This is a genomic window from Tessaracoccus yangjingae (genome assembly GCF_054483935.1).
Genome location: NZ_CM137014.1, coordinates 2629748 through 2650445 on the forward strand (window position 1 = coordinate 2629748; position 20698 = coordinate 2650445).

Genomic DNA, 20698 nt, shown 5'->3' on the forward strand with positions numbered 1-20698 from the left:
GCAGCCATGACTACCAAGCAGCGCCGCATCGGCCAGTTCACAGTGTCCTCGGTGGGTCTGGGTGCCATGCCCTTCTCCATGAGCGACAAGCCGGAGAAGCCGGCGGAGGAGCAGGCCATCGCCACCGTCCACGCCGCCCTCGACGCCGGCGTGACGCTCATCGACACGGCGGACATCTACGCCCCCACCTGGGACTCGATGGGTCACAACGAGCGGATCGTGGCCAAGGCCCTGCGCAGCTACGACGGAGACGTGAGCAACGTCGTCGTGGCCACCAAGGCCGGCATCACCCGGTCCGTGGGGGAGCGCTGGGGCAGGGACTCCGCGCCGGACTACCTGCGCGGGCGCCTCGAGGCCGCGCTCCTGGTGCTCGGCGTGGACAAGCTGGACCTCTTCTACCTCCACCGGCCCGACCGCAGCCGCGTCTACGCCTCCGTCATGGAGACCTTCGCGGGGTTCAAAGAGGAGGGGCTGATCTCCGAGATCGGCATCTCCAACGCCAACGTCGAGGAGATCCAGATCGCCGTCGATGTGCTGGGCCTCGGGGAACTGGCGGCGGTGCAGAACGAGTTCTCGCCGAAGTTCAACCACACGAGCAAGGTGGAGCTGGACTTCTGTGCAGAGCGGGGGATCGCCTTCCTCCCCTGGTCGCCGCTCGGCGGCACCGGCGGCGGAGCCACGGCCGTGGGGAACCGCTATCCGGTCCTGGCAGAGATCGCCTCCGCCCACGGGGTGTCTCCGCAGCAGGTCACCCTCGCCTGGGAGCTGGCGCTCGGCGATCACGTGATCGTCATCCCGGGCGCGTCGCGGCCGGAGTCCATCACGGATTCGGCGGCGGCCATGGACCTGAAACTCAGCAACGACGAGGTGGCGGCCATTTCGGCGGCGGTGCTCTGAGGATGGGTAGCCTGGGCCCATGGCCCAGTACTTCCACGTTCACCCGGACAACCCGCAGCCCAGGTCGCTGGCGCAGGTGGCCAGGATCCTGGGCGACGGCGGGCTGATCGCCTACCCCACGGACTCCTGCTTCGCCCTGGGATGCACGCTCGGCAACGCCGAGGGCATCGAACGGATCCGCAGGATCCGCCACCTCGATGACAAGCACCATTTCACCCTGGTGGTTGATTCGTTCGCCAAGCTCGGCGCCTACGTCGAGATGGACAACTGGGTCTTCCGCGCGGTGAAGGCGGCCACGCCGGGCCCGTACACGTTCATCCTCAAAGCATCCCGCGAGGTGCCGAAGATGATGCTGCACCCGAAGAAGCGCACGGTTGGGGTACGCATCCCCGACCACCGCACCACGCTGGCTCTCCTCGATGCCGTCGGGGCGCCGCTGGTCTCGTCCACGCTGATGCTGCCGGGTCACGAGGAGTCGCTGACGGATGGGTGGACCATCAAGGAGCTTCTGGATCACCAGATCGACGCGGTGCTGGACTCCGGTGACTGCGGCGTGGAGCCCACGACGGTGGTGGACCTGAGCGGCGACGAGCCCGTGATCGCCCGGGTGGGGGCAGGAGACCCGTCGCCGTTCGAGTGACCCACCCCAGCGCCCGAGCCGGGGGGGGGCGACCCGCCGTCGTCGTTGAACGTCGCAGGGCCCCGGGAGAACCCCGGGGCCCTGTGACGTTCGAGGCCGATCTAGCGGCGGCCGCCCCCGAGCAGCCCGCCCAGAATGTCGCCCAGGATCCCACCGCCGAGCCCACCCGGCATCGTCTGCTGCTGGGGCTGGCTCTGGCGCTGTTGCGCCTCGGGTTCCGGCATCCTGAGCGTGCCGTCGTCGGCCTGGCCCGTGGGCACCCGGAACTGCGGCTGTTCACTGGGCTGCTGCGGCTGCGCCTGAGGTGCCGAGGCACCTCCGCCGAGGATCTGACCCAGGATGTCGCCCAGGCCGCCGCCCCCGGATGAGGGCGCCTGGCGGGGCTGGCCCTGGGCCTCGTCGGCGCCCATCAGCTTGCCCGCCAGCCACGACATCACGATGGGGGCGAGGATGGGGAGAAGCTTCTGGATCAGCGCGTTGCCGCCGCCGAGTCCGCCGAGCTGGTTGACCACCTGGTCCTCGTTGTCGCCGAAGATGTGGTGGGCGATCTTGGCGCCGTCCTGCTGATCCACGTCGTCGAGGTTGATGCCCCCCTGGACGAGCCGTGGGTCGTGCTGGCCGACCGCTGAGGCCAGCGATGCCTCGCCGGCCGGGTCCTGGGTGTTGGCGCCCATGCCCATCAGTAGGGCGGGCAGCGCGTTGCGGGTGGCGGCCTCGACATCCTCCGGACTCGCCCCGACGCGCTGCGCCAGCTGGTCGATCGGGAGAGTGGACAGCAACTCGTCGTAGTCAAACATCGGCAACTCCTGTCAGAGATCGGCGGTGAGATACACGCCCGTATCAAAACTAGGCGACGACGCCTGATGGCGTGACCGAATCGGCCAACACCCGTGCCTCGCGTCCGAGGGGGGTCTCGTCATGCGTCCTGCCCGACGAGCCGGTGTGCCCGGAACAGACAGGCGAACTCGGCACCCATCGCCCGGCCCTGCGCGCCGAGCATCCCGGGGATGAAGTCCCGCGGGGCCGGATGCCCGGGGATGTCGGCCAGGTATGCCCCGTGCGCCTCCAGGGAGCGCACTCCTGCGTCGACGTCGGCCCCACTCAGCACCGCACCGTGCGTGGGGGCATTGTCCGCCGCCACCAGCAGCCAGGTGGTGGCCCACTTCGCGAGCCCTTCATCGGCGGCCAGTTCCGGATGGACCCAGGTGTTGTCCGCGTCTCGGACGGCGTCGAGGGTGACCATGCCCGCCACCCGGTGGTCGGCCTGGTTCAGCCCCCAGCCCACCTCGACGTCCCAGGCGCCCGTCACCACAACATCCGGCCTGAACTGCCGGATCTTCCGAGCCACGTCGCGGCGAAGATCGAGCGAATAGACGAGCATCCCGTCGGGATGCTGCAAGATCTCCAGGTCCGTCACGCCCACCTCGTCACAGGCGGCCCGCTGCTCGGCCGCCCTCAGGGGGCCCACCTCCGACGGTGGGCGCTGCATCCCGGCCTCGCCGGACGTGAGGAGGAGATAGGCCACCTCAGCGCCTTGACCGACCCATCGGTGCACGCAGGCGGACAGCCCGTACTCGACGTCATCGGGGTGCGCGACCACGCACAGGACCCGGCGGAAGTCCCCGTCGGGGAGGACCGGCAGGGGAGGCCGAGCACCGTCACTCATGACCGGGGCCCGTCGCCCGCAGGGTCGACGTCTGCCACCAGCGCGGCGACGACACGGCGGATCAGGTCACGGGGGAGTGGGTCGGACAACGGGAACCACAGCGTGCCCTTGCCGCGTGTGTAGGCCTTCAGCTCGTCGGCGAGCTGAGGATCGGCCGGGATGGGGTAGACGGCGACGTGGTCCTTCCAACCCGAGATGAAGACCCGTGCGCGGCCCTTGACAGGCTTGTAGCCGACGATCCCGTAGCTGAACACCTCGTCGGCGCGGGGGAGAGCGTCGCGCACGAGCGAGCGCAGCTCGTCGAACATGGGCCGCGCCACCGCCGGGACGTTCGTCACGTACTCGTCGACGGTGGACACCTTCGACGCCGGGGCCCCCGAGCGGGCGTACGACGTGGCGAGCATCTCCCGCAGGACCGCCGGGTCGGCATCGGACAGCTTGTTCAGGTAGAGGCAGGAGGCGCCGGTCTTGTGCCTGCCCAGCTTCGCCAGTTGCTCCCCGTAGCCGTCGAAGCCCTCGAAGTAGATCGTCAGCGTCGCCTTCCGGGGGCTGAACGCCAGCCGGGGCATGTCGCCCTCACGGCCGGTGTCGTAGCGGTAGTGCAGTGAGCCGAAGCCGATGATGCTCGGCCCCCACATGACAGCGGGCTCGCCGGTGATCTCGCGCATCACGGCGATGAGTTCATCCGCCTCGGGACGGCGACGATCCGGGATCGTGGCGAGGAAGTCCTCGACAGGCACTGCGGTGGGACGGGTCACGCTGTCATCAGCCATCGACCCACTGTCACCGCGTGGGTTCCCGGTGTCAAGGCTCGAGGGCGGCAGACCAGAGATCGGGGGACGGTCGGCGCGCTGCAAGATGACATAATGCTGCTTATCGGTCATTCGTCGAGTGGGACGCCGGCGACTGGATGACACACAATTCCGGTAGCGCCGGTCACTATCGCGTGCCGAACTCATGTCCAGCTCTACGTTGTACCCTGCCTCTGGCATCGCGCCTTGTCCGCACCCACGCCGCCTGAAGGAATCGAAACCATGGCCATCTCCCGCTCGATCACCCGCCGACTGCCCGCGCTCCTCGCCGTAGCCATCGTCGTGACCGGCCTTGCCGGCTGCTCCGGAACTGCGACCCGCGACGGCGACTCCCAGGAGGTCACGGAAGCCGGCACCGCCGACGTCTTCTCGCTGCGGGTCGGTGACTGCTTCAACGACACCACCGATGAGGAGATCTCCGACGTCCCGGCCGTGCCGTGCGCTGAGGCCCACGACAACGAGGTCTACCACTCATTCGTCATGCCCGACGGCGAATTCCCCGGCCAGGCGGCGATCGATGCCGCAATCGAGGAGACGTGCCTGAGCGAGTTCGAGTCATTCGTGGGCATGGCCTACGACGTATCGACCCTCGACATCTTCCCCCTCACACCTACCGAGCAGGGCTGGGACGAACTCGCCGACCGCGAGATCATCTGCACCGTGTACGACCCCGCCGGCCAGACCTCAGGATCCCTGAAGGGCGCCGCCAGGTAGGTCCGGCGACTGAGCGTCAGAACCTGGCGAACGGCGACTCTGTGACGTCGGTCTCGTCGATCGTCGACCTACCGCGGCTCGACGAGTTCTCTCAAATGGTCCTCCCGTATATTGCATCGGATTCTCTGGATACTCCGATGTCATCCGGATCTTCCCCGACCGCGGCTCCGTCACCCGCCTCGTCGGCGCCATCCTCCTCGAACAACACGAAGAATGGCACTACGGCGAACGCCGCTACCTCTCCGAACCCTCCATGCGCCGCCTCGTCGACAACCTTTTCGACCGCACCACCCGACCCCTACCCCTGACCGCCTAGAAAAACACGCAAAGGGACTTGACCCCAGGGAACCCAGGACCAAACCCCGAGGCCCTAGCGAGTTCGTCGCCGCCTCTACCAACACTGCGGCGACATCCCACCAGCCGACCTCGAAGCCCTCTACTACGATGCAGAATCAGCCCTGCAACCAGCAGAGCTCACAACACAATGAGTCTCCCGACACTCCGGGGCGATTCATGGTTAGTCCAGCGCTGCCAGCGCGCGCTGCGCCTCCTTGCGCACCCACGCCCGGTCGTCGTCCAACATCCGCTGCAAGGCCGGGCGGGCCTCTGGCACCTTGAGCTTTCGAAGGGCCATGACCGCATGACCACTGACGACGGCGTCATCGAGGAGCTCGATGAGCGCTTCGCTGGCCTCCGACCTCTTGGATCGACCCAGTCCCAAGACGATCATCTCTCGGGCTTTGCCGAAGGACGCGTCGCGGGCGAGCGCCACGAGTTCATCGAAGCGCGAGTCGGCCCACAGGACCTCGAGCGCGTTGCCGATCGCCCATCGCAGAAGCTCGTTCTCCTGACCGGTGAGCGCCGCCGATCGAAAGAGCGCGACGAGCGGATCGAGGGCATCGTCTCGTGCCCACGGAACCGACAGCGCCCGGATGATCTCCTCCTTCTCGAAGGTGTCCTCGCTGCGGTCCAGCCAGCGCAAGAGCACGGGCACGGCCGCCCGATACCGCGTCCCCGACGATCGCAAGTCCGCCACGGACGCCACCGGATAGCCGACACCGGCGAGCTCTTCCAAGAGGTCAGCCATCACGGCCCCATCCCTGGCGACGCTGAGACCCAATCCGGCCGCACCACCACATCCGCGGGCGGAGTGTCCTCCGGGTCATCCGCCTGAGCCGGCGACGCGACACCCAACCCGACGATCAAAGCCACCGACACAGCCAGCCACAACCCGCGCACCCACCCGACAGCAGCCACCGCGACACTCCCCCAACCCGACACACCCTCGCGCCGACCACACCGCACCCCCAACGAGAACGACAAACCGTAGTATCACAGAGACGACAGGTCACGTGAGGCTCAAACAACCAAGAAACCCCCAGGTCACAGCGAATCGCCCCAGCCGACAGGGGCACCACGGCCCCCCTCCCCGGGACAGACAGCCCCGCTGAGCCCCTGGACCAGGGCACCCCCTATCGTTCGGGTTATGAAGAAACTAATCGTGGGAGTCCTGGCCGCGCTGCTCGGTCTCGGCTCCTGGGCAACGTCGCCCACCACCGCCTCAGCCGTCGACGTCTACACCACGCCGGGTACCCACACCGTCAACGGACGTCAATGGCGCACCGAATGTTCCCAGTACAGCAGCAGCGTCACCCGATGCCGCACCGAGATCTGGGCCACCCAGGTCAAGCTGGTCAGCGGCCGCTACGTGCAGACCAACGGCTGGGTGTTCAACAACCTCACCTACCTTCCCTCGCCCCGAGCCCAGTGGACCGGGAACCCCCTCGGCAACAGCGGAGAATTCACCCAGGGCGGCCGCGACTGGTACACCGAATGCGACACCCCCACCACCGGCCGTAACGCCTGCCGCTCCTACATCTGGTCCACCTTCATCGCCGCCACGAAGACCTCCACCGGCGCCACCAAGTACGTGACCAAGAGCGACTGGGTGTTCAACAACATCGTCCGGTTCTCCACCGACTACTTCGCCGAATACAGCGGCACCGGCACCAGCATCGTCACACTCCCCGCCGGCGTCGACAACGGCACCGTCACCGCGACCTTCACCCCCGCCGACGAGTACGACTACCTCAGCATCACCGGCCTCGACAGCGCCAACGCCGAAGCCGACTACCCCCTCTGGCTCGACACGTCAGTCGTCCAGGGCACCGGGGCCTTCGGCCTCTACGACGACATCAGGCAACTCCAGATCGACGCGGATGGCGCCTGGCAAATCGTGATCAAGCCCCTGTCCGTGGCCCGGCAGTTCACCACCGACGCCACCGGCCAAGGACCCGACGTGCTGTGGTACATGGGCAGCCCGCGCACCGCGACCCTCACCCACACCGGCGCTAGCAACTTCATCGTCGAACAGTACGGTGACGAGTGGAAGCTGCTCGCGAACAAGATCGGCGCCACCACCGCACAGGCTGCACTTCTGGCCGGGCCGTCGCTCGTCGTCATTGACGCCGACGGCGGATGGACAATCAGCTGACCCACCCCTAACCCCAGTGACGGGTCCCCCGCTCTCTCCAGAGCAGGGGACCCGTCGCCGCTCCACCGCACGTGGGCGATCGCTGCCAGCCAGGGGGCGGACTAGACATGCGCCCCGAATGACAGAGGCTCCCGGATCCGTAGATCTCGGGAGCCTGCGCTCGTCATGTCTGGTGGGCGATGCCGGGTTTGAACCGGCGACCTCTTCCGTGTCAAGGAAGCGCGCTACCACTGCGCCAACCGCCCGAGGTGGAGACGGGATTTGAACCCGTGTACACGGATTTGCAGTCCGTTGCCTCGCCTCTCGGCCACTCCACCTGGATGGAGTTTCACGCTCCCCAAGCGGGTTGGGAGAGTCTTGTTCTCCGAGCGGACGACGAGATTCGAACTCGCGACCCTCACCTTGGCAAGGTGATGCTCTACCAACTGAGCCACGTCCGCATGCGCTGTCTGCATCTGCCCTTGTGGGCTGCCGCTCGGCGCGTAGAGAACATTAGCGCACGATTCTCGGGGAACACAAATCACGCCGTGGGGCGCCGGTTCCACGCTCAGCGGGCACCTCCCAGCCCCCGAAGCCACGCCGCGATGGCACCTTCGATGACCGCGCCGTCCTTCCGGAGCGAGTGGTTGCCCTCCACCTCCACGACCTCCCTCCCCGGCGCCCGGCCCGGCATGCCGAACGGATCGCTCCGGCCCTGGACGATGAGCACCGGAACTTCAACGCTCTCCAACTCCCCCGAACGGTCACTGCCGGAGGGGGCGACGAGGGGGAAGGCCAGGCAGAGGACCGCGTCGGCGCCGACCTCCATGGAGGTGCGGCAGGCGACGCGTCCACCGAAGGACCGTCCTCCCACGACGAGAGGACCGGCTGGGTGCAGGGCCCTCAACTCACCGACCGCCGCGACCCACGCCGCGTCGGCCGCTGCGATGGGCGGGGGCGCCTTGCGGCCGGCAACGCGGTAGGGCTGCTCGACGAGGGCCACCACGTATCCAGCGCCCAGGCCGGCGCTCCGAGCCGCCCTGAGGTCTGCCGTGTCCACGCCCCCGCCCGCCCCGTGCCCCAGGACGAGCAGTCCACGGTCGGGGCCGTCGGGGCATGCCAGGTGGGCGCGGGCCTGACCCTTCGGCGTCTGCATGTCCAGCACAGCCGGTTCGCAATCTCCCACAGATTCCACTAGACTCCGTTTTCGCTAGGGGCGATTGGCGCAGTGGTAGCGCGCTTCGTTCACACCGAAGAGGTCGGCGGTTCGAAACCGCCATCGCCCACTCTAGATCTCCGAACCGCCACCCTGGTGGCCCGATGAGAGAGAGTCAATGACCGCGCCGGCAATCGTGCTCGTGGCTGATGGCCCGGACGAAGCGCCGGTGACGGACGCACTGCGGGGCATTGCACGCGCACTCCAACTGACTCGCCCTGACCTCCGGGTCCACCTAGCCCGCCTGGGAGGACTCTTCCCCAGCGTCGAGGAGGTCATCGGGGCCCTCGCCGCCGACGACGTGGCCGAGGCCGTCATCATCCCCCTGGACCTGGTGTCAGCGGCCGGACACGCCGCCGAACTGGACAGCTTCTCCCACTCCAAGGACATCCGTCTGGCCATCAGCCGCCCCGTCGGGCCGGCGGGAGAGGTGCTCAACATCCTCGACGAGCGCGTGCGGGAGGCTTTGCACCGCGGTGGCGCCCTCGAGATCGACGGCCTCGTCCTGACCGCGCCCGGAGGAGGCGACGTCCGCGGCGGGTCGCTGCTGGCCAGACGCGCGAGGCAGTGGTCGGCGCATCATCGCCTCCCTGTGCAGCTCGCGGTCGAGGACGGCGACGGCCGGGCCACCGCGGCAGCAGTGCAGTCCCTGCGCATGCAGGGGCGTCGACACATCGCCGTCGGGAGCCTCCACCTGACTCCCACGCCCGCCTATCAGGCGCATGCCCAGGCGGCCATGCGGGCTGGTGCTGTCGCGGTGACGGCACCCATCGGGGACAATCCGCACCTGTGCCAGCTCATCCTGGCCCGGTACGCCTTCGGCGCCATGGAGCTGCTGGACGGCACGCCCACCCGTTTGCCGGACGATCTCGACGGCGACGACTCCTGAGGCTTGTCACGCCCTCCTAAGATCGGTGGCATGACCGAGCCGTACGTCGCCCCCGTGACCAAGACCGACGATGAGTGGCGCGCCGAGCTCTCGCCGATGGAGTTCAAGGTTCTCCGCCTCGCCGGCACGGAGCTGCCGTTCACGGGCGAGTACACCGACACCGAGGACGAGGGCGTCTACGAGTGCCGCGGCTGCGGCGCCGAGCTGTTCCGCAGCACCGAGAAGTTCCACTCCCACTGCGGGTGGCCCAGCTTCTTCTCCCCCCTCGCCGAAGAACGGGTGCGCTATCTCCGGGACGAGTCCATCCCCGGACGGGCCCGCGTGGAGGTCCGCTGCGCCGCCTGTGACGGGCACCTGGGGCACGTCTTCGAGGGCGAGGGCTACGACACTCCCACGGACCTGCGCTACTGCATCAACTCGGTGAGCCTGCGCCTTCGGCGCCCGTGAGCCCCCTGCGGCGCGTCACCGTCGGGAGTGCACGCTCCCGGCCTAGTGTGGGTGCGTGCCAGCGAACGTGACCCCCGCGCCACCTGAGCCCTTCGCCAGGGCCCTGCGCGAGCTCGATGCCATGACCTGGCGCCGCGGATTCAGCACCGATGAGATCGGCTCCCCCCAGCGGATCGCCCCCCATTCGGTCGCCATCGAGGCAGAGTTGGCCGGGCCCGACGAGCCGCTGGCCTCCGGGCGCCTCATTCTCCTGCACGACCCGGCAGGCAACGACTCCTGGGCGGGCACGTTCCGGCTCGTCACCTACGTCCGGGCCGACGTCGACATGGACATGGTGACCGATCCCTTCCTGCCCGATGTCGCATGGTCCTGGTTCACCGAGGCACTGGACAGCCGGGGCTGCGTCGCCCATGCGCTTGCCGGCACCGTCACCGCCTCCTACGGCAAGGGATTCGGGGAGATGGCCCACGAGGATCGCGCCGAGGTGGAGCTGCGCTGCTCCTGGACCCCCACCCTGGACGCCCGGCACGCCCTCACTGCGCACCTGGCCGCCTGGGAGGACCTCATGGGGCAGGTCGCCGGTCAACCCCCACTCCCCCCGGGCGTGGCCCCTCTCCCCCTCGGGCGTCGCTCGTGACCTACGTCGAAGACAGCCGAGAGCCGCTGCGCCCAGTGGTCGCGGACAGCGCCGCCCTTGATGAATGCCTCTCCGCCCTCCACGGGGCCGAGGGCCCTGTGGCGTTCGACACGGAGCGTGCGCACGGCCACCGCTACTGGCCGAAGGCCTACCTGCTCCAGATCCGGCGCGAGGGCGCGGGCACCTGGCTGATCGACCCCGTCGCCTTCGAGTCTGGTGGCGCTGCCGACCTCAGCTCGCTGGTCGAGGCCTGCGGCGACGCCACCTGGATCATCCACGCCGCCAGCCAGGACCTCCCCTGCATGCGCGGCATCGGCGTGATCCCGCCACGCATCTTCGACACCGAACTGGCGGCCCGGCTCCTCGGCAAGCCCGGAGCCAGCCTGGGCGCCCTCCTCCTCGCGGAGCTGGATGTCCGGCTGCGCAAGGCTCACTCCGCCGACAACTGGTCGAAGCGGCCGCTGCCCGAGGCGTGGTTGACCTACGCGGCGCTGGACGTGGACTACCTGCTCGAACTGGCTGCCGTCCTCGAGGAGGAACTCTCCCAGGTCGGCAGGGACGAGTGGGCCCAACAGGAGTTCGCCGACACCCTCTCGCGCCACACGGCGGAGCCGGAGCCCAAAGTGGATCCCTGGCGACGCCTCTCCGGGGTCACCTCCCTGCGGACGCCGCGCCAGTACGCGGTGGCCCGCGCGCTGTGGCTCGAACGCGATGCCATCGCGCAGCGTCGGGACCGCCCTCCGGGATGGATCCTCCACGACTCGGCGATCATCGACATCGCCACCCGCGCCAAGGATGCCGTGCCCACCCGAGGCCAGCTTCAGGCGCTCAAGGGGTTCGGCGCGCCACCCGGGCAGCGGTTCCTCACCAACTGGCTGACCGCCCTGGACACCGTGCGTGCCATGCCGGAGAGCGACTACCCCTCCAGGCGCGGGCCCCACTCCGGGGTCCCGCACCCCCGCACGTGGGACCGCATCAACCCCGAGGCGGCCGAACGGTGGGCGAAGGTGCGCCCAGCCGTCGACGCCCTTGCCTGCGATCTGGGCGGCCTGCAGCCCAGCCTGGTGGCGCCGCCGGCCGCCCTGCACGCCGCGCTCTTCGAGCACAGCGCGATCACCCGCAACGACCTGATCTCGTTGGGGGCCAGGCCCTGGCAGGCGGAGTTCCTGGAACCCCTGATCGCAGAAGCGTTGGAGACCTAGGCCGGGCGCGCGGCCTCCTCCTCGTCGACGTCAGCGCCGCTGAGGACGACGCCCAGCACCTCCAGGGAGGCCTTGGCTGCGGTCAACCCGATCTCGTCGAGCACCTCCTCGCGCGACCCGTGGGCCAGGAACCGCTGCGGGATACCGAACGTCAGCACCCTCGCCTCCGCGCCGGCCTCCGCGAGCCGGGCGCGGAGCTTCTGCCCGACCCCGCCCTCGACCAGGTTGTCCTCCAGCGTCACCACGAGGTCGTACTCCCCCGCCAGGCGAACCAGCTCCGCGCTGACCGGCAGCGCCCACAAGGGATCCACCACGGAGGCAGCCACGCCCTGGTCCTCCAGGCGGTCGGCCACCGCCAGGCCCATGCCCGCGAACTGGCCATAGGCCACAATCAGGAGCCGCGCACCCTCCGCCCGGCGGAGCACGTCCACCCGGGACAGGCCGTCGCCCAGGTGGGCCACCTCGGGCAGTTCGTCCGGGAGCCGCTCCTTGGAGTAGCGCACCACGGTGACCGCGTCGTCCACGGAGACGGCCCGGTCCAGCGCGGCGACGAGCCTCGCCTGATCCCGGGGCGCGGCCAGCTGCACGCCCGGCACCACACCGAGCAGGCTCATGTCCCACATCCCGTTGTGGCTGGGACCGTCGGTGCCCGTGATCCCGGCCCGGTCCAGCGCGATGGTGAGGCCGACGCCGTGCAGTGACGCGTCCATCAGCACCTGATCGAAGGCCCTGTTCAGGAACGTGGCGTACAGCGCCACCACTGGGTGCAGCCCGGACCGGGCGAGCCCGGCCGCCGACACGACGGCGTGCTGTTCGGCGATGCCGACGTCGAACGTGCGCTCAGGGAAGGCGGCGGCGAAGCGGCCAAGGCCCGTGGGATGGAGCATCGCGGCCGTGACGGCCACCACCTCCGGCCGCCGCTGGCCGATCTGCACCATGGCCTCGGCGAACGCGTCGGTCCAGGTGGCCTGCACCGAGGCGGAGAGGGGCTCACCGGTGATCTCGTTGATCCTGCCGACGGCGTGGAAGCGGTCCTCCTCGTGCTCCTCGGCCGCCTGGAAGCCGCGACCCTTCCGGGTGACGCAGTGCACCAGAACGGGGCCACCGAAATGGCGGGCCTGCTCCAGGTGGTTGGTCAGCGATGTGATGTCGTGCCCGTCGAGCGGCCCCATGTACTTGATCCCGAGGTCCGAGAACATCGACTGGGGCGCGAGCACGTCCTTGACCCCGGTCTTGACCCCGTGCATCAGGTCGTACAGGGGGCGCCCCACCACCGGCATCCGCTTGACGGTGCGCTTGATCAGGCTGAGGGTCTTCTCGTACCTCTGGTCGGTGCGCAGCCCCGCCAGGTGATTGGCCAGCCCTCCGACGGTGGGCGTGTAGGAGCGGCCGTTGTCGTTGACCACCACCACCAGCCTGAGACCGGGTGCGGCCGCGATGTTGTTGAGCGCCTCCCATGCCATGCCGCCCGTGAGGGCGCCGTCGCCGACGACGGCCACCACGGTGCGCTGCTCGCCGCGCAGGCGGTAGCCCTTGGCCAGCCCCTCAGCCCAGGACAGGGCCGTGGAGGCGTGCGAGTTGGCCACCCAGTCGTGGACGGACTCGGCCGGCTCGGGATAGCCGGAGAGCCCGCCACGCTGGCGCAGGGTGTCGAAGCCGGGGGCGCGACCCGTGAGGATCTTGTGCACGTAGCTCTGATGGCCCGTGTCGAAGATGATGGGATCCGACGGCGAATCGAACACCCGGTGGATGGCGATGGTCAGCTCCACGACGCCCAGGTTGGGCCCGAGATGCCCCCCGGTGCGGCTCACCTTGGTGATGAGGAACGATCGGATCTCGGCGGCGAGTTGCACGAGTTGCCGCCTCGAGAGCGCACGGAGGTCGCGTGGGCTCTGGATCGATTCCATCAAGGGCATGCGCTCAATAGTAGGGCCATTCCCAGGGCGATCCCGGGGGCGAACCGCTAGAGCCGCGGCTTGAACCTGGCGTCCCGCAGCGCCTGCTCCACCAGATCCACCCCTCTGGCCACCCGCGTGAGCCGCGCCTCCTCCTGCTGGAGGACCCCGGCCGCCTGGTCTGCGGTGTCCGCGTCCACCACTCCCGACAGGGAGGCCCTGAGCCCCGTGAGCCCACTGCGCGTGGCGACCAGTTGCGAGGCGACGAACTCCTGCGCCAGGCGCGCCAGCACGACCGGATGGCGGCGCACCACCGGATAGCCCCGGTACTCGGCGGGACAGCAGTCCAGGAGGAAGACCTCGGCTGAGGACAACCAGCCCTGCGAGCCGGGCGGCCGGACCGAGCCGGGCCAGCCAGGGGGCACGTACACGCGGATGGTGTCATCATCGTCGAACATGTGTTCTATTGAATCCCACCGCGCGGACAAAAGCAACGGGAAAGCACGAGAGGCGGCCCCTCAGCGGGGCCGCCTCTCTGAGTGCTGGTGTCAGCTCTTGGCCAGGTTCCGCAGCACGTACTGCATGATGCCGCCGTTGACGTAGTAGCCGCGCTCCCCCGGCGTGTCGATCCGCACGAGCGCCTCGAACTCGACGACGCTGCCGTCGGCCTTCGCCGCGGTCACCGTCATGGTCCTGGGCGTCACCCCGTCGTTGAGCGCCGTGACGCCACGGACGGAGAACGTCTCCTCGCCGGACAGGCCGAGCGAGTGCGCCGACTGCCCCTCCGGGAACTGGAGCGGAAGGACGCCCATCCCGATCAGGTTGGAGCGGTGGATGCGCTCGTAGCTCTCGGCGATGACGACGCGCACGCCCAGCAGGGCCGTGCCCTTGGCCGCCCAGTCACGCGAGGAGCCCGAGCCGTACTCCTTGCCCGCGAGCACCACCAGCGGGACGCCGGCCGCCGCGTAGTTGACGGAGGCGTCGTAGACGGTGGTGACCGGCGCGTCGGCCTGGGTGAAGTCGCGCGTGAAACCGCCCTCGGTGCCGGGTGCGATCTGGTTGCGCAGCCGGATGTTGGCGAAGGTGCCACGGATCATGACCTCGTGGTTGCCGCGCCGTGAGCCGTAGGAGTTGAAGTCGCGGCGCTCCACGCCGTGCTCCGACAGGTAGTGCCCGGCGGGCGAGTCCGCCTTGATGTTGCCGGCCGGGGAGATGTGGTCGGTGGTGACCGAGTCTCCCAGCTTGAGCAGCACCCTGGCCCCTGAGATGTCCTCGACGGGGTTCGGCTCCGCAGGCATGCCATCGAAGTACGGGCCCTTGCGGACGTAGGTGGAGTCCTCGTCCCACTCGAAGGTGTTGCCCTCCGGGGTGGGCAGCGACCGCCACCTCTCGTCACCGGTGAACACGTCCGCGTAGCGGGAGGCGAACATGTCCGCGGAGATCGACGAGCCGACGACCTCCTCGATCTCGGCCTGGGAGGGCCAGAGGTCCTTGAGGTACACGTCGCTGCCGTCGGCGCCCTGGGCGATCGGATCAGTGAGGAGGTCCACGTCCATGGTGCCGGCCAGGGCGTAGGCGATGACGAGCATCGGGCTGGCCAGGTAGTTCATCTTGACGTCGGGGCTGATGCGGCCCTCGAAGTTGCGGTTGCCCGAGAGGACGGCGGTGACCGCCAGGTCCTCGGAGTTGACCGCGTGCGAGACCTCGGGGATGAGGGGACCGGTGTTGCCGATGCAGGTGACGCACCCGTAGCCCACGAGGTTGAACCCGATGGCGTCGAGGTACTTCGTCAGGCCGGCCTTCTCGTAGTAGTCGGTGACCACCTGCGATCCGGGAGCCAGCGAGGTCTTCACCCACGGCTTGCGGGTGAGTCCGCGCTCGACGGCCTTCTTCGCCAGCAGGGCCGCGCCGATCATCACGCTCGGGTTCGAGGTGTTGGTGCAGGAGGTGATCGAGGCGACCGTGACGGCGCCGTTGGCCAGCTCGAACGACGTGCCGTCGGCCAGCGTGATCGGGACCACCTTGGCCGGGTCCGGGGTGTAGGACCCGACGGCGGCCTCGAAGTTGGCCTTCGCGTCGATCAGCTGGATGCGGTCCTGGGGGCGCTTCGGGCCGGCGATGGACGGCACCACCGTCGACAGGTCGAGCTCGATGTACTCCGAGAACACGGGCTCGTGCGACGCCTCGTGCCACAGACCCTGCGCCTTGGCGTAGGCCTCGACGAGCGCGATCTGCTGCTCGTCGCGGCCGGTGAGGCGCATGTAGTCCGTGGTCTTGTCGTCGATCGGGAACACGGCGATGGTGGAGCCGTACTCGGGGCTCATGTTGCCGATGGTGGCGCGGTTGGACAGCGGCACCTCGGAGACGCCCTCGCCGTAGAACTCGACGAACTTGCCCACCACCTTGTGCGCGCGCAGCATCTCGGTGATGGTCAGCACGAGATCGGTGGCCGTGGTGCCCTCCTGCAGCTTGCCGGAGAGCTTGAAGCCGACGACGCGCGGGATGAGCATGGAGACCGGCTGACCGAGCATCGCGGCCTCCGCCTCGATGCCGCCCACGCCCCAGCCGACGACGCCCAGGCCGTTGACCATCGTGGTGTGCGAATCGGTGCCCACGCAGGTGTCCGGGTAGGCCTGCAGCACGCCGTCGACGACGCGCGGGAAGATCACGCGCGCAAGATGCTCGATGTTGACCTGGTGCACGATGCCGGTGCCCGGGGGCACCACCTTGAAGTTGTCGAACGCGGTCTGGCCCCAGCGCAGGAACTGGTAGCGCTCGCGGTTGCGCTGGTACTCGATGTCGGTGTTCTGCTGGAAGGCCTGCGGGGTGCCGAACACCTCGGCGATGACGGAGTGGTCGATGACCATCTCCGCGGGCGACAACGGGTTGACCTTGGCCGCGTCCCCACCGAGGGCGACGACGGCCTCACGCATGGTGGCGAGGTCCACCACGCAGGGCACGCCTGTGAAGTCCTGCATGATGACGCGGGCCGGGGTGAACTGGATCTCATGATCCGGCTCAGCGGTGGGGTCCCAGTTGCCGAGGAACTCGATGTCCGCGCGCGTGATGTTGGCGCCGTCCTCCGTGCGCAGGAGGTTCTCGAGCAGAACCTTGAGGCTGAAGGGCAGCTTCTCGGAGCCCGGGACCGCATCGAGCCTGAAGATCTCGTACGTGGTGCCGTTGACGTCGAGGCTGGTCCTGGCCCCGAAACTGTTGACGCTCATCCTTCTCCTTCACTTGGCGCTCGCCAAACTGTCTTGATATCAAGATACCATGCAGGTGCACGCACGGCGGCATCGCCGGTCGGGTTCAGTCTAGGGGGTGAACGCCGGTGTCAGGACGAGGGTGCAGGATCGCCACACACTCGACATGATGGGTCATCGGGAACAGATCGAACGCCCTGATCGACGTGGCCGCGTATCCGAGGTCCGCGAAGGTGGCGAGGTCTCGGGCGAGGGCGGCCGGGTCACAGGCAACGTAGGCGACCGCGCGTGGCCGGCGCTCCGCGATGGCGCGGACCACTGCGGCACCCGCCCCCTTGCGCGGCGGGTCGAGCACCACGAGATCGGCCCACTCCGGGAGGTCACGGTGCCCCCGCTCGAGGGCCCCGGCCACGAAGTCGGCCTCGGGCACGTTGCGCCGGGCCAGCCGCACGGCGTCCCTGGACAGTTCCGCCCCCATCACCACGCAGCCGGCGTCGACGAGGGCACCGGCGAACAACCCCACCCCGCAGTAGAGGTCCAGCGCCCGCTCCCCCGGCTCGGGACGAAGCCCCTCGAGCACCGCGCCGGTCAGGATCGCCGCGCTGTCCGGATGGACCTGCCAGAACCCGCCCGGGTCCACCTCGAACGTCCGGCCACCCACGTGCTGCAGGACCGGGGGCTCCCCGCGGGATGCGCCGGCGACGGCCAGGACGGTGCGGTCGTCGGCGACCGTCACCTCGAGGTCGGTCCCCGGCCGCCCGGCACGCACGAGCTCGCCGACGGTGGGCCCAGGCGCGGCGATGAGGCACCCCTGCTCGGGGAGAGGCACCACCTCGTGGGAGCGGCGCCCCCGCAAGCCCACCCGACCAGACTCGTCGACCGCATAGCGCACGCGGGTGCGCCAGCCGGTCAGCCCCCCGGGGGCGGCCTCGACCGACCCCTCCCAGGCGATCCCGGCCAGCCGCTGGAGCTGCTCCGCCACCACCGCCCCCTTCAGCGCCAGCTGCGTGGGGTGGTCTGCGTGCTGCCAGTCGCAACCGCCGCAGCGGGCCGCGACCGGGCACGGCGGCGTCACCCGCCCCGCGGCGGGCTCCAGCACCTCCACCACCCTCGCGCGGTCGAACCGGCTGCCGGTCTCCGTGATCTCCGCGACCACGCGCTCGCCCGGCAGCCCACCGGTGACGAACAGCACCTTCCCGTCGGCACGGCCCACCACGTACCCGCCGTGCGCCACGCGCTCGAGCGTCACCTCGACGGTCATCGGCGGCGCGGCTCGGACGCCTTGTTCGCCGCCGCCTTCGCCTTCGACGACGACTTCAGCTGGTACGGCACGCTCGTGACCATGACGCCCGGCATGAAGTGCAGGCGCGTGCGGATCAGCAGGGCCGTCTGGTTGTGCAGGATCTGCTCCCACCAGTGGCCCACGACGAACTCCGGGATGTAGACGATCACCACGTCGCGGGGGTTCTCGCTGCGCAGCTCGTTGACGTACTTGATGAACGGGCTCGTGATCTCCCGGTAGGGGGAGGCGATCACCTTCAGCGGGATGCCGAAGTCCTCGGCCTCCCACTCGTCGAGGATCCGCTCCACCTCGTCGTCGTCGACGGCGACGGTGACCGCGGTCAGCGTGGTGGACCGGGCGGCACGGGCGAAGGCGATGGCGCGCAGCGTGGGCAGGTTCACCCGCTGCACCAGCACCACGCCACGCACGCGGCTCGGTAGCGCGCGGTCGGACTCCGGCTTGAGCGCGACCTCCTGCTCGACCGCACGGTAGTGCTTGGAGATGGCCATCATGAGCCCGAACAGCACCGCCATGGCCACCACGGCCAGGTAGGCGCCGTGCACGAACTTCGAGATCAGCACGACGATGAGCACAGCCCCCGTGGCCGTGGCCCCGATGGTGTTGATCACCCGCGACCGTGCCATGCGACGACGGACCGCAGGGTCCTGCTCCGTCGCCAGGGCGCGGGTCCAGTGGATGATCATGCCGATCTGGCCCAAGGTGAAGGACAGGAAGACGCCGACGACGTACAGCTGGATGAGCGCGGTCACCGACGCGTCGAACGCGATCACGAGCACGATCGCGGCGATCGCCAGCATCACGATGCCGTTGGAATAGGCGAGGCGGTCTCCGCGGGTGTGCAGTTGGCGGGGCAGGAAGCCGTCCTTGGCCAGGATCGAGGCGAGCGACGGGAAGCCGTTGAAGGCCGTGTTGGCGGCCAGGAAGAGGATGAGCATCGTGGCCGTGATCACGATGTAGAAGCCGGGCTCGAACCAGTCCATGAACACGACGCGGGCGAGCTGGCCCGTGACGGTGTGGGCGGCGCTGTGGATGGTCTCGCCGGCGGCGTTGACGTAGTGCGTGCCGTTGAGCTCGTCGATGAGGTGGACCCTGGTGAGGTTGGCCAGCGCCACGATGCCGAGCAGCATCGTGATGGCCAGGGCGCCCAGCATGGTCAGGACGGTGGCGGCGTTCCTGCTCTTGGGCTTGCGGAACGCGGGCACGCCGTTGCTGATGGCCTCGACCCCGGTCAGCGCGGCGGCACCGGAGGAGAACGATCGCGCCAGGATGGCGATCATGGCCCACCCCGCGAACTCTGGGCTGCCCTCCGGCGGGATGACGATGAGGTCCGCGGTCTCGGCGTTGAGCGTCTCGCCCAGGACGAAGATGCGGAACAGGCCGATGGCGATCATCAGCAGCATCGAGGTCATGAATACATAGGTGGGGATGGCGAAAGCCGTTCCGGACTCGCGCACGCCGCGGAGGTTGACAAGGGTGAGGAACACGATGACGCCGACCGCGGTCCACGCCTCGTAGCCGTCCAGGAACGGCGCCATCGCCTTGGCGTTGATCACGCCGGCAGACACGGACACCGCCACGGTCAGCACGTAGTCCACCAGCAGCGACGCGGCCACCGTCAGCCCGGCGGCGTGTCCGAGGTTCTCTCGGGCCACCTCGTAGTCACCGCCGCCGTTGGGGTAGGCGTGCACGGTCTGCCGGTAGGACATCACCACCACGGCGACGACGACCGCGACCGCCACGCCGATCTGCCAGGAGAACATGAACCCTGCCATGCCCGCCAGGGACAGGGTGATGAGAATCTCGTCCGGGGCGTACGCGACGGAGCTGAGCGCGTCGGAGGCGAAGACCGGGAGGGCCAGCCGTTTCGGCAGAAGCGTCTCACCCATCTGGGCGTTGGTGAGTCGCCGCCCCACCACCATGCGCTTGAGCGCCGACATCACGTTCACGGGGTTACGGTAGACCTCTTGTCCCCCAATGTCATCGCGCGCCCCCTGCCGTCGGGGTGTAGGTTCTGTGACGACAGTCTCCGAAGGAGTCAAGGGTGCACATCGTCATCATGGGCTGCGGCCGGGTCGGCTCGATGCTCGCCACGGGCCTCGAGAAGCGCGGCCACAGTGTCGCCATCATCGACGTCAGCGTCGACGCGTTCCGCCGGCTGGGGCAGGACTTCAAGGGCCTGACCATCAAGGGCGTCGGGTTCGACCGCGAAGTGCTCGAGGCCGCAGGGATCCGCAAGGCGGACGCCTTCGCGGCCGTCTCGTCGGGCGACAACTCCAACATCCTGGCCGCTCGAGTGGTGCGCGAGAACTACCACGTCGACAACGTCGTCGCGCGCATCTACGACCAGGGCCGCGCCGCCGTGTACGAACGGCTGGGCATCCCCACCGTCGCGACGGTGAAGTGGACGGTCACCCAGGTGTTGCGCAGGCTGCTGCCAGAGGGCAGCGAGCCGGTGTGGAGGGACCCGACGGGAACCGCGCGGCTCCTGCAGATCAAGGTCCACAACGGCTGGGTGGGGCGCCGGATCAGCGAACTCCAGGCGGCCGCGGGCACCCCCATCCCGTTCATCCAGCGCGTGGGACGCGGCATCGTCCCGGACCGCGACACCATCTTCCAGGACGGAGACCTCGTCTACATCGCGTGCCACACGGACCGCACCGACGAGCTCGAGACCCTGTTCGCAAACCCCCCGGCCAAGCACTAG

At 69.0% G+C, this 20698-nt stretch carries 19 protein-coding genes, 4 tRNA genes and 1 pseudogene; 11 read left to right on the forward strand and 13 right to left on the reverse strand.

Annotation, left to right across the window (positions count from 1 at the left end; all coding sequences use genetic code 11):
* The first annotated feature begins 6 nt into the window (after window positions 1-6).
* Together ACX1D3_RS11800 and ACX1D3_RS11805 are read left to right on the forward strand one after the other, a co-directional pair.
* Window positions 7-897, forward strand: a complete 891-nt coding sequence (locus tag ACX1D3_RS11800) for an aldo/keto reductase (RefSeq protein WP_458994036.1) — start codon at window positions 7-9, stop codon at window positions 895-897.
* A gap of 19 nt (window positions 898-916) precedes the next feature.
* On the forward strand, window positions 917-1537 hold the full coding sequence (locus ACX1D3_RS11805; RefSeq protein ID WP_458994037.1) for an L-threonylcarbamoyladenylate synthase: 621 nt from the start codon (window positions 917-919) through the stop codon (window positions 1535-1537).
* A gap of 101 nt (window positions 1538-1638) precedes the next feature.
* On the opposite strand, the gene ACX1D3_RS11810 is transcribed toward ACX1D3_RS11805, so the two are convergent.
* From ACX1D3_RS11810 to ACX1D3_RS11820, 3 genes are all read right to left on the reverse strand, one after another.
* Entirely contained in the window at window positions 1639-2334 is a 696-nt protein-coding gene (locus tag ACX1D3_RS11810) for a DUF937 domain-containing protein (protein WP_458994038.1), read from the reverse strand.
* A 119-nt stretch (window positions 2335-2453) separates the two neighbouring features.
* Entirely contained in the window at window positions 2454-3203 is a 750-nt protein-coding gene (locus ACX1D3_RS11815; RefSeq protein WP_458994039.1) for a PIG-L deacetylase family protein, read from the reverse strand.
* A complete protein-coding gene (locus tag ACX1D3_RS11820) occupies window positions 3200-3976 on the reverse strand; it encodes a DUF1801 domain-containing protein (protein WP_458994040.1) in 777 nt (258 codons plus the stop codon). The genes ACX1D3_RS11815 and ACX1D3_RS11820 overlap by 4 nt, the downstream gene beginning before the upstream one ends.
* Window positions 3977-4237: 261 nt before the next feature.
* Between ACX1D3_RS11820 and ACX1D3_RS11825 the strand changes: the two genes are divergently transcribed.
* Both ACX1D3_RS11825 and ACX1D3_RS11830 read left to right on the forward strand, forming a co-directional pair.
* Window positions 4238-4729, forward strand: a complete 492-nt coding sequence (locus tag ACX1D3_RS11825; protein WP_458994041.1) for a septum formation family protein — start codon at window positions 4238-4240, stop codon at window positions 4727-4729.
* A gap of 133 nt (window positions 4730-4862) precedes the next feature.
* Window positions 4863-5045: pseudogene (locus ACX1D3_RS11830) on the forward strand (transposase); the annotation flags it as partial.
* A 201-nt stretch (window positions 5046-5246) separates the two neighbouring features.
* Here ACX1D3_RS11830 and ACX1D3_RS11835 read toward each other — a convergent pair.
* Entirely contained in the window at window positions 5247-5816 is a 570-nt protein-coding gene (locus ACX1D3_RS11835; protein ID WP_458996538.1) for a HEAT repeat domain-containing protein, read from the reverse strand.
* Window positions 5817-6215: 399 nt separating this feature from the next.
* On the opposite strand from ACX1D3_RS11835, the gene ACX1D3_RS11840 reads away from it, so the two are divergent.
* Window positions 6216-7223 (forward strand): hypothetical protein, encoded by a 1008-nt coding sequence (locus ACX1D3_RS11840; protein ID WP_458994042.1) that lies wholly within the window; start codon window positions 6216-6218, stop codon window positions 7221-7223.
* A 170-nt stretch (window positions 7224-7393) separates the two neighbouring features.
* Here ACX1D3_RS11840 and ACX1D3_RS11845 read toward each other — a convergent pair.
* The 4 genes from ACX1D3_RS11845 to ACX1D3_RS11860 form a co-directional block, all read right to left on the reverse strand.
* Window positions 7394-7468: transfer RNA gene (locus tag ACX1D3_RS11845), tRNA-Val, on the reverse strand.
* Between the two features lies 1 nt (window position 7469).
* Window positions 7470-7540: transfer RNA gene (locus ACX1D3_RS11850), tRNA-Cys, on the reverse strand.
* A gap of 50 nt (window positions 7541-7590) precedes the next feature.
* Window positions 7591-7663 (reverse strand) — tRNA-Gly (locus ACX1D3_RS11855).
* 107 nt (window positions 7664-7770) lie between these two features.
* Window positions 7771-8358: an alpha/beta hydrolase family protein gene (locus tag ACX1D3_RS11860; protein ID WP_458994043.1), complete on the reverse strand. Its 588-nt coding sequence runs from the start codon at window positions 8356-8358 to the stop codon at window positions 7771-7773.
* 58 nt (window positions 8359-8416) lie between these two features.
* Here ACX1D3_RS11860 and ACX1D3_RS11865 point away from each other — a divergent pair.
* The 5 genes from ACX1D3_RS11865 (at window position 8417) to ACX1D3_RS11885 (ending at window position 11593) form a co-directional block, all read left to right on the forward strand.
* Window positions 8417-8488, forward strand: a tRNA-Val gene (locus ACX1D3_RS11865).
* Window positions 8489-8536: 48 nt separating this feature from the next.
* Complete coding sequence (locus tag ACX1D3_RS11870) at window positions 8537-9307, forward strand: sirohydrochlorin chelatase (protein ID WP_458994044.1); 771 nt, start codon at window positions 8537-8539, stop codon at window positions 9305-9307.
* Window positions 9308-9337: 30 nt separating this feature from the next.
* Complete coding sequence (gene msrB / locus ACX1D3_RS11875; RefSeq protein ID WP_458994045.1) at window positions 9338-9754, forward strand: peptide-methionine (R)-S-oxide reductase MsrB; 417 nt, start codon at window positions 9338-9340, stop codon at window positions 9752-9754.
* Between the two features lie 55 nt (window positions 9755-9809).
* Complete coding sequence (locus tag ACX1D3_RS11880) at window positions 9810-10391, forward strand: DUF3000 domain-containing protein (RefSeq protein ID WP_458994046.1); 582 nt, start codon at window positions 9810-9812, stop codon at window positions 10389-10391.
* The gene (locus ACX1D3_RS11885) at window positions 10388-11593 is read left to right on the forward strand and encodes an HRDC domain-containing protein (protein ID WP_458994047.1); all 1206 of its coding nucleotides are present in this window, start codon (window positions 10388-10390) and stop codon (window positions 11591-11593) included. Before ACX1D3_RS11880 ends, ACX1D3_RS11885 begins: the two co-directional genes overlap by 4 nt.
* Here ACX1D3_RS11885 and dxs read toward each other — a convergent pair.
* The 5 genes from dxs to ACX1D3_RS11910 all read right to left on the reverse strand — a co-directional run bounded on the left by dxs (window position 11590) and on the right by ACX1D3_RS11910 (window position 19940).
* Window positions 11590-13509: a 1-deoxy-D-xylulose-5-phosphate synthase gene (dxs, locus tag ACX1D3_RS11890; RefSeq protein WP_458994048.1), complete on the reverse strand. Its 1920-nt coding sequence runs from the start codon at window positions 13507-13509 to the stop codon at window positions 11590-11592. The genes ACX1D3_RS11885 and dxs overlap by 4 nt on opposite strands.
* Window positions 13510-13556: 47 nt before the next feature.
* Window positions 13557-13946 (reverse strand): hypothetical protein, encoded by a 390-nt coding sequence (locus tag ACX1D3_RS11895; RefSeq protein WP_458994049.1) that lies wholly within the window; start codon window positions 13944-13946, stop codon window positions 13557-13559.
* Between the two features lie 90 nt (window positions 13947-14036).
* A complete protein-coding gene (gene acnA, locus ACX1D3_RS11900; RefSeq protein WP_458994050.1) occupies window positions 14037-16712 on the reverse strand; it encodes an aconitate hydratase AcnA in 2676 nt (891 codons plus the stop codon).
* An 85-nt stretch (window positions 16713-16797) separates the two neighbouring features.
* Window positions 16798-17952 (reverse strand): class I SAM-dependent RNA methyltransferase, encoded by a 1155-nt coding sequence (locus tag ACX1D3_RS11905; RefSeq protein ID WP_458994051.1) that lies wholly within the window; start codon window positions 17950-17952, stop codon window positions 16798-16800.
* Window positions 17949-19940, reverse strand: a complete 1992-nt coding sequence (locus tag ACX1D3_RS11910; protein ID WP_458994052.1) for an APC family permease — start codon at window positions 19938-19940, stop codon at window positions 17949-17951. Before ACX1D3_RS11910 ends, ACX1D3_RS11905 begins: the two co-directional genes overlap by 4 nt.
* A gap of 110 nt (window positions 19941-20050) precedes the next feature.
* Here ACX1D3_RS11910 and ACX1D3_RS11915 point away from each other — a divergent pair, with 110 nt between their 5' ends.
* A complete protein-coding gene (locus tag ACX1D3_RS11915) occupies window positions 20051-20698 on the forward strand; it encodes a potassium channel family protein (RefSeq protein ID WP_458996539.1) in 648 nt (215 codons plus the stop codon).